The following is a 12,066-nucleotide window of genomic DNA, read 5'->3' as shown; positions in this document are numbered from 1 at the left end:
CATGGCCTTTGCACTTGGAAGACGTCATTCACGAATTGCATATGGAGGCGGCTGATGAACAGGCCAACGATCGCCGATCTGGCGAAAGCCGCGGGCGTAAGTGTTTCCACGGTCAACAGGCTCTTGCACGGAACTGGCACACTGCGACCGCAGACGGCCGACCTCATCTTGAACGCAGCGCAGCAGATCGGCTTCCACAGTTCGGGGCCGCTGCACGAACGCAGGCGGGACAATCTCTCGCATCGGCACTTGAGCTTTCTCATGCAGCAATCGCACCGGCCGCTCTGTCGGATTCGGGCCGAGGCGCTTCTCAGCGCCTGCGCGCGACGCACGGATGCGGTTATTGAGCCAGACGTGCTCTTCCAGGACGACCCTTCCCCCGAAGCGGTTGCTGCCAATCTGCTCAAGATAGGCGAAAGCGCCGATGCAATCGCGGTGATCTCGGCCGATCACCCGCTCGTCGGCCAGGCGATTGATGAGTTGCGCGTCAAGGGCGTTCCGGTGATCGCCTACGTCACCGATCTGTCCGCCGCCAGCCGGGCCGGCTTTGTGGGAACCGACAACTGGAAGGCCGGCCGCACCGCCGCATGGTTTATCAGCCAGACGTCCGGTCGGCCCGGCAAGGTCTTTCCTCTTATCGGCAGCAACCGTTATCAGTTCCAAGACATCTCGGATGCGAGCTTTCGCTCCTACATGCGCGAGCACGCGCCCGAGTTCCACGTCAGCGAAACGCTCCTGACCCATGAGGCGCCGAAGAACGCCTATGCAATCGTTCGCAGGCTGATAGCGGAGGAGCCGGAGCTCAGGGGCATCTTCGTTAATGGCGGCGGCATTTCCGGCGTCCTGCGGGCCATGCGCGAGCACGCTGTAGAGCATCAGTGTAAAATCCGGATCGTCTGCCGCGACATCGGGCCCGAGACACGCGAGGGATTGAGCGAAGGCTTGATTACTGCTTCCTTGTGCCATCCCGTCGACAGGATGCCTGAAGAACTCATCGACGTGATGCTGCGCATGATCGAACGCACAGACACACGGCTAATCGAACAGCGGATTGTTCCGTTCGAGATCCTCACGCCAGAGAGCATTTGGACTTAAGAATCGGAAGAGCCATCGTCGTCCGGATAAGGTCATCCGTGCCGCTGCGAAGCGAACGCTTCGTGAAGGAAAACTGGGGCGCAAAGGGCAGTTCGGCACTGATGATCCTCATATGCACCGAAATAGGCCAGGAGGACGAGGAAATGGAAATCTCCGAGGAAGACGATCCTGTCGAGAGCTGGACCCCACGCTTGCGCCAAAGATTAGGCTGCTTGTGCGGCCATTCGTGCCGATTTGCGCGGCTTGTGGCGCGCCACAACGTCCACCTAATAATCGAGTCAATCGAGGCAGCGCACTGGGCGATCTATAGAGAACTTGCCTGTTCGCCCATGAACACGGCGGATATGTCGGGCTGTCATAGCAAGCAACCGAGCCGTTTTGGCTTGAGTGAGGCGCCGACGCATAATGATGGCGCGAATCTCGCGGGCAAGCTTGGCTTTCCGCAACTCCTCTTCGGAATTGTCAAAGCCCAAATCCGCAAACACGTTGCCGCTGGTCATTTCGCCGGTGATTCTTCAGTCATGACTTTGTTCCTTTCCCATAGTTTTCGCGATAGTGCGTCTCGGCCACCTTCAATCGCTGTCACGAGATCGACTTCGCACTTGGGCGTCTCCCTGCCTTCTACTGGATGTAGATCACACCAGCGAAGCGACGGCATGGACGGCACGATAAGTATCCCCGTCTAAGTCGTCGACCACTGCAAAGGATGCGGCTGCCAAATCGCTTGAGGGCTTTGACCGCCAGATGCTGCTCGCCATTTTGGGCATCGTTGATTGCAACAACCATGACGATGCAGACATCGACCAATCTGACTCCGCTTAGCCACTGAAAGAAAGATTCGGGTCAAACAGCCATTTTCGCCAAGTGATCATATTTTCCTATGAACGCATTTTGGACTGCACGGACCGTTCCAGCTCGGCGCAAAACCCTCCCAGATACCCGTCAATCGCGCTCTGCAAATGCACCCAGTAGAGCGCTTTGGCGGTGCTACATCGATAATGAGCCCAGTTTTGCTTTTCTTGAGAAGGTATCCCTCTTGCTTGGCCGCAGCGAATATCCCGGTAAAAATTGGCGGCAGCGCATCGTGCTTAGCGCTCGCTGGGCGGAGCTGGTCCGGGTTGCGAAGCCCGGCGAGCGCGGATCGTCTTGGGCGATGTGGTGATCAGGCGCGGTTCTTGACCCGCCAGGATTCATGTCCGATTTCGATGATCTCGCAATGATGCGTGAGAGGATCGAGCAGTGCGGTTCGTTGTTCCGTCGAAGTAGCCGCGCCCGCTGTCGCGGATGAGCGCCCGGGCGATGGCAATGGCCAGATGCGACTTCCCGTTCCGGGCCAACGCCATTGGACAAATGCCATCAAGGGCATCTCACCGCTGGGCGGCGGCGAACAAGAAGGAGAGGAAGTGATGGAACGCAGGCTTGATGGAGTGATCGCAGCCCTCCCTGAGGAGCGTCGGGAGCGTGTCGATGCACGTTTCGAAGAGCTAAGGACGGAGGTCGAGAGCCTCGGCGATCTGCGCCGTGCGGCTGGCAAGGCCCAGGCGGAGATTGCTTTGTCCCTCAAGATCAACCAGCCCTCTGTCTCGAAGATCGAGCAACAGGCCGATATGTCTCTGTCGACACCTAGAGCTACCAAGAGGCGATCGGGGCACAACTCGACCTCATCGTCGCCTCGCCTCGCGCGCGCCCCCCGTATAGAGCGGCTCAGCTACGTCGTAGCCCCCAAACCCCCTCCGCACGTAGTGCTAAAGAGCGCGAGGTGGACGAACCCGCCCGAAGCAACGCGCCGGCTGAATGCGCCGTTTCGGTCAAAAATTGCCGAAAGGACGACAGTCTCGTCGACGCTCGCAATAGGTATGAGCAAGCCCTCGTTAAGCCGGATACCGACTGCCCGCTGTCACGCTCGCGGAGGACGGCTCTTCCCTCGCCCATGCTGGCCCAGTTCACCGCCGCGCTGGGGGTGTCCGGCGATGTGCTCGCCGACGACGACCCGCTCGAGCACGATTGGTCACAGATTCCATACCTGCTCAATTAGATAGCACGCGCCTGCGGATATCTTCGGTGGCTCACAATTTATGAAATTTACGGCGATTATCGCCGCACCGCAAAATGACAAGAAAGTCAAACGGCGATGTCCTCCCCCTTCTTATGCGGCTTCAGGACACATTGAGCACAGGCAAATGCTGCCAAGCACGCCAGCACCACGACCCCACGTCGTGGCGGCAGTTAACAACTGCCCGCTGAAGTTTGCCAACGGGCCTTCGGTCAAACTTGGCGCAGCGCTGTTACGGCAGGCACAGCACGTGGAGATCTGTCGAGCATCAGCCATTGCGAAAGGTGTAGCCATAACCGTTGATGGCCGGCGCGCCGCCGAGATGCGCGTAAAGTATCCTCGAGCCCGCTGGAAAAAAGCCTTTTTGAACGAGGTCAATCATCCCTTGCATCGATTTGCCCTCATAGACGGGATCGGTAATCATACCCTCGAGCCGCGCACACAGACGGATCGCCTCCTTGGTTTCCTCGGATGGAATGCCGTACCGCGGGTGCGCATAGTCCTCGAGCAACACCACGTCATCCTCGGCAAGTTCCGATCCGAGCTCGACGAGGGTCGCCGTATGTCGGGCAATGCTAAGCACCTGCGCCTTGGTCTTGGCCGGGGTAGCAGAGGCATCGATACCGATCACGTTGCGCTGCCGACCGTCCTTGGCGAATCCGACGAGCATGCCGGCATGCGTTGAACCGGTGACCGTGCAAACGACCATGTAGTCGAAGGCAAACCCAAGCTGTTCCTCCTGGGCGCGGACTTCCTCCGCGAACCCCACATAGCCCAGGCCTCCATTTGGGTGAACAGACGCCCCGGCCGGTATCGCATAGGGCCTGCCGCCCCTTGCCTTGACCTCATAGAGCGCTTTTTCCCAGCTGCGGCGGATACCGATATCAAAGCCATCGTCGACCAGACGCACCTCTGCGCCCAAGATGCGGCTCAAGAGAATGTTGCCGACCCGGTCGTAGACGACATCCTCATGTGGAACCCAGCTCTCCTGGACCAGGAGACATTTCATGCCGATCTTGGCGGCAACGGCGGCGACCATGCGCGTGTGGTTGGACTGCACGCCGCCGACGGTGACAAGGGTATCGGCATCTGACGCGATCGCGTCGGGGATGATGTATTCGAGCTTGCGCAACTTGTTGCCGCCGAACGCCAGACCGGAGTTGCAGTCCTCGCGTTTGGCGTAGATTTCGACCTTGCCACCCAGATGCTTGCCGAGCCGGTCGAGCTTCTCGATGGGTGTGGGTCCAAAGGTGAGCGGGTAACGCTCGAATTTTTCCAGCATATTCTCTCCGGCGATGATTATTCAGCTAAAATAGCCACGCAAAACTCGTTCCATAAGCGCTGCTTGGATTGGTCGGCCGCACTCTCCGACCACCCATCAGAGCTTTGGGGATTCCAGCGCTCTCCTTGCGATTGAGACGGAGCGATCCACATGTCGCCATGCTGCGATGAGGCGACCATCGCCTAGGAAACCTACGACGACACGCGGTCGGCATCTGCGTTTTTGCCAGCTTTGCAAGTGCAGCCAGACCGCCAAACCAACAGACTTCGATAAAAACGCAGTGGCTCTTGTTTGCGATTGGACCGGCAGCAACTGCACGGTTGCCGAGCCGAATTCCGCGAGGCGATTTTTGTGGCGCTCAACGCCTCACAGAGGTTTCAGCTGCTCGATCGAAGTGCTCGTCTACCTGATCGAAACGGGTGCCAATGCCCTCGTAGGGCTGGCCTCGCCGCGGCCGTAAGTCGTCGGATTGTAGTTGACGAGCGTGTCGGTCCTAGCGGTATCCAGCAACTGATTAGTAATCTATGTCGGTGTTGCTGACGTGAACTTGCTGCTGTTCTGGACGCGAGTCGTCTGAAAGGCATGCCCGGCAGAGACGGAGCTCCCTGCCGGGCCGGGTTCGCCTTGGGAGGTGGCGTAAGCTAGCGACTTTCGTGGCGGTGGGACCACTCAATCCGTGCGTTTTGCGCAATAACGAGCATGTACCGTGCCAAGCCAAAAAGCATTTAGAAAACACCCAAGAGTCAGCTTCCTCTACGTTGCATACCCGACATTGTCGGTTATCGGACAATGGCGAACGTGCCTCTCGGCATCGACCTACGCCTGAACCCGAGCGCCCCCGCAAGCTCGTTCGCTGCCATTTCGACCTGGCGAACTGGTGGTACCGGGTTTTAGCTCCGACTGTTCTCCGGCTGACGGATAGGGCGGATGTCGCTTTTAAAAGAGGAACTGTCTGTACCTTCAATTCAAGAGGGCGCGGCCACGAGAGACGGCGCGGCGAATGCGGTCGCGCAGATGATCGCGAGGATCAACACATCCGGCAGACGCGCAAAACCGCAGCCTGATCAGTGTCCACCCCTAGGGCGCTCTCCAACCGGGGGTCAAAATTGGGCTCTGACGCACTTTTGGTGATGATTGAACCTTAACCAGCACCGATGACGCGCGCCTGAAGCAGGTCGAGCTTTCCTCGGCCATACATTTGGCGTTTCACGAGCTTGAGCTTGGTGATCTGGCCCTCGGTCTGACCGTTGGACCATTGCGACGTGATCGCAGCGCTGACGGCCGAGCGATCTTTGAGAACGCCGTTGGCGAACGAGGCGACCAGACTTGATCTGGCCCGCTCCAACCATGGTTCGAGATCTGCAAGAGTCTTCTTGCGGATCATGGCCTGGAAGCCGGCGACGGTTTCCCGGGCCTCCACCAACAAAGGCACGCCGCCCTCGATCGCCGCCACCGTGACAGTTTCGGACTTAGAGAGGCTGTCGCGACCGATGGTCATTAGCCGCGCAATGGTTCGGGCCGAGGGCGCACGGCGCAGGGCGTCGCCATTCACTTGATCTGAATGCCGGCGACGTGTGGCCCACTCGGTGACGACACGCAAGCAACCACGGAACCCCTGGTTCTTGAGGCGTCGCCAGAGTGCTGTTGCATTGCGTTCCCCAGCCGTCCACTGGGCGTCGAGCCAAGGAAGATAAAGCTCCAGCGAGCTTTCTCGGACCCGAAAGACGTCAGATCGCTGGCCTCGCAGAACCTTGCGGACTACGCCGCGGCTATGGCCGGAGCGGCGAACAATCTCCTTAATCGTAGTCCCGTCCTTGGCCATTCCGAGGATGACGGCATTGGTGTCTTCCCGACGAAGGTACCCTTCATATTGAATCCGCTCGGCGGCGGTTAGCAGTTCTGGATCAATCGTGGCGGCACCAAGCGCGGCGCGGATCGACCGCATGGATTTGCGAACTGCGTCGAGGAAGGCGCGGCTGGCGTTCTCCATCAAGTGCCAGCGGTCGGCCACCTGGATCGCCCCAGGCAGCGCCTTGGCGGCCGCAAGAGCGTAGCCACCGCCGCGATCGCGGGCGACAATGCCGATCTGGGGTTGGTCTGTGAGCCAGGCCTGGGCCGTCGCCGGCTCACGGTCAGGCAGCAAGGCGATGGTCTTGCGCCGCTCAAGGTCGCAGATGATCGTCCCATAGCGTTGATTTCGTCGCCACGCCCAGTCGTCGATCCCGATCACGGCCGGCGGGACAAAGCGCGGACTACCGCGCCGCCGCACGATGCGCAGCAACGTGTCGTTACTTACCGGCAGCATCAACCTCTTGGCGAAGCTGGCCGCGGGCCTGCCGCCCAGCGCAAGCCCAAGGTGATGGACGATTTGGTCGAGCCGGGCGGTTCGCCGCGCCCACGGTGCCAGAACATCTCCGTCGAAACGCTCGGCGAAGATCCGCCGGCCACACAACACTGCGCCGCAGTGGAACCGCCGAGCCACAACGACGACCCGAACAGGCTTGCCCGCCATCGGCAGGTCTGCCAAGCGCCGCTGGTACCGACTGTGGATCCGCTGCGACCTCGTTCCGCAGCCCGGACAGAGGCTCGCCGTACTCGAGGGACGGACCGTGATCAACATCATCTCATCATCGACGGCGGTGTCGTCTACCACAAAGCCGCGAGGGACTAGGGTCGAAAGCCGCAATGTATAGCCCATGGCATTGATTCCTTGTGTGAAACCAACGCCAGCCGGCACCCCATTTTCATCAAAAGTGAGTCAGAGCCAAAATTGGACGCCGATTCCCCGCCTCAGGTGTCAAAATTGCACGCCGAAACACAGGGCCGTCATCGGCGAATCCGCCCGGAGAACCGAAACTGCATTCCCCTGGGCGGTAGAACGATGAGAATGCCGTCGCCTTCGACCTTACCAGGGAACCATGGCTTGAATAATCAAACTTGAACAAAGGGATGAATCTGAGCTCTGATCTTGTTACGGCGCCTCAAGGGAGGAGCAGCGATATGCCGAGCGTTTGATTGCGCTGGGGCACATCTTGAGTTTCATTCCTATACTCATCGTCGCGCGACGGATACCGAACTTCCTGGGACCTATCGACAAGCTCAGCCTCTTGCCCGGCTTTGCCAGCGCAGTTGGATCGCCAAATCAGAAAGAGCACACTTGCGAAATAGCCCACCTGAAGAAGTAGCGAACAGCCCAGCGTCGTGACGACTGCTAGACGGAAAGAGTGCGAGGCGAAGTAAACCGTCACAGCGTTGCCGCACAGGACCAGCCCGAGGAGCCGACAAAAGATGATGAAGCGCATGCCGTTCTCCTGATTTTGTCTCGTCAAATCATGCAGCTCATGCTGCGATCTGGTCGGCCGCGACATGGGTCTGGCAGTTTTTTGGGCAGACGCGGCCGCAGGCTCCGCAGCCAATGCAGCGGCCGGCATGGTCGACAACCATGATCATACGATTGAGCTCACCATCGAAATCGTCCTCACCGCCGTCGCAGGCGCCGAGGATTTCACCCGCGTCATCGACGCCGTAAAGATGCATGACCTCGCGCGAGCAGACTTTGAAGCAGCGGCCGCAACCGATACAGATCTTGCCATCGATAGCGATCAGATATTCCGGCACCCATATGGAGCCGTCGCGGCTGATGAATTTGCTCCTCATCGCAAAGTCTTCATTTTGGCAAGCTCTCTCCTGGCACCATCCAACTCGGCATAAACGGCATGCGTTTTCTCGGCGACTTCCTCTATCTCAATCCATTTGACCGGGAGACCCTCGGCAAGGTCGCGCAAGTTCGTCTTGGCAATTGCCGCGCGCAGTTGAAGCTTTCGGACTTTCTTCGCCATCTCATCCAGCTTTGACATGATCCTTCCTCGAAAATGGGTTTCTTCACGCCCGCGCCACGTCGGGATAGGCAATAGCTGCAGTCACATCGCCGACCAGTTTCGCGCCGGTATCCGCGAGTTTCCGGAGAGTCTCGAAGCCGAACCGGTAGACGTCTCGACAGACGTTTGATTTCTGTTGTTGACAATGTCATCACGCCTGAGCGCTCCTCGATCGCCAGCTCCGACATGTCGAGCCTCCACAGCACGTCCGGATCCCGATTGCCAATGAGTGGATATTCCGGCGCAGTTCCTCGGTGATAATGAAATCGGCCAGCAGCCCGGTGTCCGATTTCCGTTGGCATGAGCCGTGAAAATCCTGAGCACGGATCAGCCGCAGGAGGCATTTGACCAACGGGCGGGCAAGGGCCTCGCCATCCTTGTTGACGGCAAGGCCAAGCGCTGCGTGAGACATTCGTTTCCTCAATTTCAGGTCTCGTCCTCAACGGAGGATTTCTGCTTTCGGTTACGCTGACTTCGGGCCCGCTTACGCAGCCGACGTCCGGCCTCGCCAGGCCGATTCCACGTAAATGCTGCCCCTGTGGCCGACCTTGAACAGGTCCTGGACTGTGACGTCTTCAACGACGGGCCAAATTCGCGTCGAATATCGCCGCCGCGGCTATTCGGTTGGAAGTCTAAGGTCCGAGCCCTGACCTGGAGCAAACCGTCGACCCTGTGCTCCATGAACACAGTTACTGCGGGCGCGCCGCAGAAAATGGGCGAATTGATCAGGGTTCCATTCCACTTGTCATCCCGACACCTTGCCGGGCTGAAAGTTCGTGAGAGGTTAGCCACGCAGCCAGTCGTCCACTTTGATCAGAGGAGCCGGGGACTCTCTACGCAACATGTTGTTCTCCATTCCCACACCTTTCCTGACGTTTATGCGCGAGCTGGTTCTCTCAGAACGGAACACACCGGTTAGGAGACCATCAAAGTCTTGCGTGTTCTCATGCGATTAGCCCTCACTCAGTATTGCCGATCTCAACCAGCAAACGTCATGCCAGCGCTTTGCCCGCAGTAAATGCATGATTCTGCCTCGAAACCTCACAAGCCTAAGACGGCCGGTTGTTTTCAACCCGACATGTCTTCTGCCGCTGTCAGCTTTTGGACACGCATCATGCGTCAGACGCTTGAGGGCGAGAACCGCTCGGCTGTCTGCCCTGCGGTAATGTTGGCGTCGGCTCATCTAGCATCATTCGCCGCCGGCGATGCTCGGGCGCGCTAGGCTGACCTAGCGCCCCGAACTGCATGACCTTCTTGACCAGCCGGCAATAGGTCGGAAATTCCGCGATTCCGAAAAAGTTGGTCAGCGCAGTGCAGCCCGCTCGGCATTTGCCGCACGAATGGCAAACGCCCGAAAGCTGTCAACCGAGCAATCCTCCAAGGCGCAGGCCAGCGTCTCAACGATTTGTTGGTTAAGGCCGGCCAGTGTTTGTGTCTATCGTCTGGGAGTGGCCTTCGGCAGCCAGCGGTAGCTCGTAAAGGTTCGGCATGATCGGCTTTGATTGCCGCCCAAATCCTGGTCGAAATTACGATAGGCTATTTGCCTCCTCCTGACCGAGAACAGGAATGTCTGCTCTGGCGTAGAAGCCTAGGACGGGTCCGAGATCAAAGGTCGTTCCTGGCGCAAGGCGCCGGACGGACGTGGGCCATGTTTCGGTCGAGACGCCATCGATAGCTCGCGCCAGCGTGCTGGCGAATCGGGGCATCAGCGGTGCGAGTGTCTGCGCCAGGATCGCAGCGGCCGTCGTCTGAAGGGCGAGCGAAGTGCGGGTGCGGGCGGGATAGAGACGTCGCGCCGCTTCATAGTCTTGCGCCTGTCGGTAGACTACACAATCGCTCACGAAATCGCAGGCCTGCGCGGCCGCGCGCCGGACCGAGAAGCCATCGTCCGAATAGGCGCGTTCCATCGCCGCGCGATGGAACTCTATCCGAGCAAAGAAAGCGCGATCGGCGGGAGCCCAGTCGCCTGCATCGGGCACACAGCCGCCAAAGTTCTGCTTGATTTCCCGGTGCAGCGCATCAAGCCAATTCAGCCAGATTCCTTGGAACACCTCGTTCTCCGTGCGGCGTAGCGCGTCCAGCGTGAAGTTCGTCCGCTCACCTTCCGGGCGTGTCAGGCCCAAATGAAGACGCACGACATCGACTGTCTTTTGGCCCAGAACCTCTTTGCCCCAGACCGCATGGCCGCGGCTTGTCGAGAACTTCTGACCGTCGAGCAGGTAGAACTCGTTCACATGATACCGGATGCGCGGCGTCCAGTGGGAGAAGACCTCAGCATAAAGCGCCGGATAAAGCAGGGCGTGGTAGAAGGAATTATCGAAGCCGAAGAAATGGACAATCTGCCAGTCCTTGCTGGGCAGGGCCGCATTCCAGTCTCGGCCGAGCGATGTAGCTAGCGCCTGGATGTTGTAAAGAAAACCAAACGCCATCTCTGGCCAGACCCAGGTCACCTGCCCCGGGAACCCCTCGGCCGGTAGCCCCCAGTCCGACGGGTGGGTGATGGGCACGGAAAAGTCGCCACGTTGGCGTAGACGCGCGAAGAGGTCCATGATCCGAACGGGGGCGCCCGATGCCCTTAAATGCCGGTCGATATTGTCGTAGCACCGTTCCAGCGCAAGTTCGGGACGGCGCACGGAGCCGACCACCGGCGCCTCGGCCGAGTGCCGCGACCGGACTGCCCCTAGGTCGTGGCATAGGTTCGGCGCGCCGCATTCCTCGCAGATGTTGCCACCAGCCGAGCTGCCGCAATAGGGGCAGAGGCCGCTTACTTCCGGTTCGTAAAGGTAGTCGCCTGTCACAGCATCGAAGAGCGCAGGGCTCCGGCGCAGATCTACCGCCGTGCTGCTCAGAAGACTACGGAAACACCCGGCTTGAAATTCTGCATAAGCGCTATCGCCCAAAGTGGTAAGGAAGCTGTGGACCTCACAGTCGAGAAGCGCAAGCGTGGCTCGAATCTCGTCTCCGTAGTGGCGCGCCACCTTTGCGGGCGTCGATTGCTCGGCATCGGCACGCGTGGTCACGTAGCTCTGGTAATCGTCGCTTCCAGTCAGGTGATAGGCTTCGACCCCTTTCATGCGCAGGAAACGCGTGTAGACATCGGCGCCAAGATAAGGGCCAGAAAGATGCCCCAGATGCAGATCGCCATTAGGCGTCGGCGGCGTAGAGAAGACGAAGATCGGCCGGCGGGGAGTCGCGACTTGTGCAGCAGCTTCGAGGGCGGCCTTGCCGTCGCGCCAGTAGACATCGACGAAATTTAGGTCGTCGTCCCCATCGTTGTGCAGCACATGCGCTTCAAAAGGATGGAACAGAACGACATCGCCGGCTGCGACCGAGATCTCCCCAAGGTCGGTCCTGACCTTGCCCGCTCCAGACAGGACCACGAAGGCCTCGATTTCGTCGTGCCGATGGGGCTCGGATGTGACGCCTGGTGCCACCTTGCCAAATGAAAACCCGGTGCCCGCGCTTCCCGTCCCAAGCGTAGCCATGTCGATACCGAACGCCCGCGACAGCTCCGTTCGAGAAAACGTGGATTTCCGCATGACGAACCTCAGCTGTCGAAACAATGGTCTCTTCGGCTGCCGGCGCAACAGCCTCTGCTGCAAGTTGCGAAGAGAGCGGCAGCCCGACACGTGGCCCCCCGTCCGAATAGTCCGGCTCTGGGGCCCAGGCGTGCGAAACTACGGGCGCCAGGAGGGCTTTAGGCGTCACAGAAGAGCGCCTGGCGACACCTCTACGTCGACATACCGAAGCGTCGTGAA

General features: G+C 59.4%; 9 protein-coding genes and 2 pseudogenes. 2 read left to right on the top strand and 9 right to left on the bottom strand.

The window, feature by feature from the left end:
• Window positions 1-54: 54 nt before the first annotated feature.
• Window positions 55-1,095, top strand: a complete 1,041-nt coding sequence (locus CN311_RS02640; RefSeq protein ID WP_097571876.1) for a LacI family DNA-binding transcriptional regulator — start codon at window positions 55-57, stop codon at window positions 1,093-1,095.
• A gap of 278 nt (window positions 1,096-1,373) precedes the next feature.
• Here the strand turns inward: CN311_RS02640 and CN311_RS02635 are convergent, their stop codons facing one another.
• Together CN311_RS02635 and CN311_RS32835 are read right to left on the bottom strand one after the other, a co-directional pair.
• Window positions 1,374-1,595 (bottom strand): helix-turn-helix domain-containing protein, encoded by a 222-nt coding sequence (locus tag CN311_RS02635; RefSeq protein ID WP_245440699.1) that lies wholly within the window; start codon window positions 1,593-1,595, stop codon window positions 1,374-1,376.
• A gap of 662 nt (window positions 1,596-2,257) precedes the next feature.
• Window positions 2,258-2,380, bottom strand: a pseudogene (locus CN311_RS32835) (ATP-binding protein); the annotation flags it as partial.
• A gap of 474 nt (window positions 2,381-2,854) precedes the next feature.
• Here CN311_RS32835 and CN311_RS32415 point away from each other — a divergent pair.
• Entirely contained in the window at window positions 2,855-3,130 is a 276-nt protein-coding gene (locus CN311_RS32415) for a hypothetical protein (RefSeq protein ID WP_165779564.1), read from the top strand.
• 286 nt (window positions 3,131-3,416) lie between these two features.
• Here the strand turns inward: CN311_RS32415 and CN311_RS02620 are convergent, their stop codons facing one another.
• The 7 genes and pseudogenes from CN311_RS02620 to CN311_RS02580 all read right to left on the bottom strand — a co-directional run bounded on the left by CN311_RS02620 (window position 3,417) and on the right by CN311_RS02580 (window position 11,871).
• Entirely contained in the window at window positions 3,417-4,430 is a 1,014-nt protein-coding gene (locus tag CN311_RS02620) for a 1-aminocyclopropane-1-carboxylate deaminase (RefSeq protein WP_097571875.1), read from the bottom strand.
• 1,141 nt (window positions 4,431-5,571) lie between these two features.
• Complete coding sequence (locus tag CN311_RS02605) at window positions 5,572-7,128, bottom strand: ISL3 family transposase (protein WP_097571874.1); 1,557 nt, start codon at window positions 7,126-7,128, stop codon at window positions 5,572-5,574.
• A 283-nt stretch (window positions 7,129-7,411) separates the two neighbouring features.
• The gene (locus CN311_RS02600; RefSeq protein ID WP_097571873.1) at window positions 7,412-7,732 is read right to left on the bottom strand and encodes an exopolysaccharide production repressor protein; all 321 of its coding nucleotides are present in this window, start codon (window positions 7,730-7,732) and stop codon (window positions 7,412-7,414) included.
• Between the two features lie 37 nt (window positions 7,733-7,769).
• On the bottom strand, window positions 7,770-8,087 hold the full coding sequence (fdxB, locus tag CN311_RS02595; protein ID WP_097571872.1) for a ferredoxin III, nif-specific: 318 nt from the start codon (window positions 8,085-8,087) through the stop codon (window positions 7,770-7,772).
• Entirely contained in the window at window positions 8,084-8,287 is a 204-nt protein-coding gene (locus CN311_RS02590; protein WP_097571871.1) for a CCE_0567 family metalloprotein, read from the bottom strand. The genes fdxB and CN311_RS02590 overlap by 4 nt, the downstream gene beginning before the upstream one ends.
• Window positions 8,288-8,312: 25 nt before the next feature.
• Window positions 8,313-8,720 (bottom strand): annotated as a pseudogene (locus CN311_RS02585) (DUF269 domain-containing protein).
• A gap of 1,114 nt (window positions 8,721-9,834) precedes the next feature.
• Window positions 9,835-11,871, bottom strand: a complete 2,037-nt coding sequence (locus tag CN311_RS02580) for a class I tRNA ligase family protein (protein ID WP_245440698.1) — start codon at window positions 11,869-11,871, stop codon at window positions 9,835-9,837.
• Window positions 11,872-12,066: the final 195 nt, after the last annotated feature.

The organism is Mesorhizobium sanjuanii, assembly GCF_002529485.1.
In the GTDB taxonomy this organism is placed as follows: Bacteria; Pseudomonadota; Alphaproteobacteria; order Rhizobiales; family Rhizobiaceae; genus Mesorhizobium; species Mesorhizobium sanjuanii.
This window is presented reverse-complemented; position numbering and strand designations above follow the sequence as displayed.

What these genes read in the sequence shown, in the direction of transcription:
- CN311_RS02635 (WP_245440699.1), bottom strand. Translation starts at nt 1,595, where the DNA reads ATGACCAGCGGCAACGTGTTTGCGGATTTGGGCTTTGACAATTCCGAA.
- CN311_RS02605 (WP_097571874.1), bottom strand. Translation starts at nt 7,128, where the DNA reads ATGGGCTATACATTGCGGCTTTCGACCCTAGTCCCTCGCGGCTTTGTG.
- CN311_RS02620 (WP_097571875.1), bottom strand. Translation starts at nt 4,430, where the DNA reads ATGCTGGAAAAATTCGAGCGTTACCCGCTCACCTTTGGACCCACACCC.
- CN311_RS02640 (WP_097571876.1), top strand. Translation starts at nt 55, where the DNA reads ATGAACAGGCCAACGATCGCCGATCTGGCGAAAGCCGCGGGCGTAAGT.
- CN311_RS02590 (WP_097571871.1), bottom strand. Translation starts at nt 8,287, where the DNA reads ATGTCAAAGCTGGATGAGATGGCGAAGAAAGTCCGAAAGCTTCAACTG.
- CN311_RS02600 (WP_097571873.1), bottom strand. Translation starts at nt 7,732, where the DNA reads ATGCGCTTCATCATCTTTTGTCGGCTCCTCGGGCTGGTCCTGTGCGGC.
- fdxB (WP_097571872.1), bottom strand. Translation starts at nt 8,087, where the DNA reads ATGAGGAGCAAATTCATCAGCCGCGACGGCTCCATATGGGTGCCGGAA.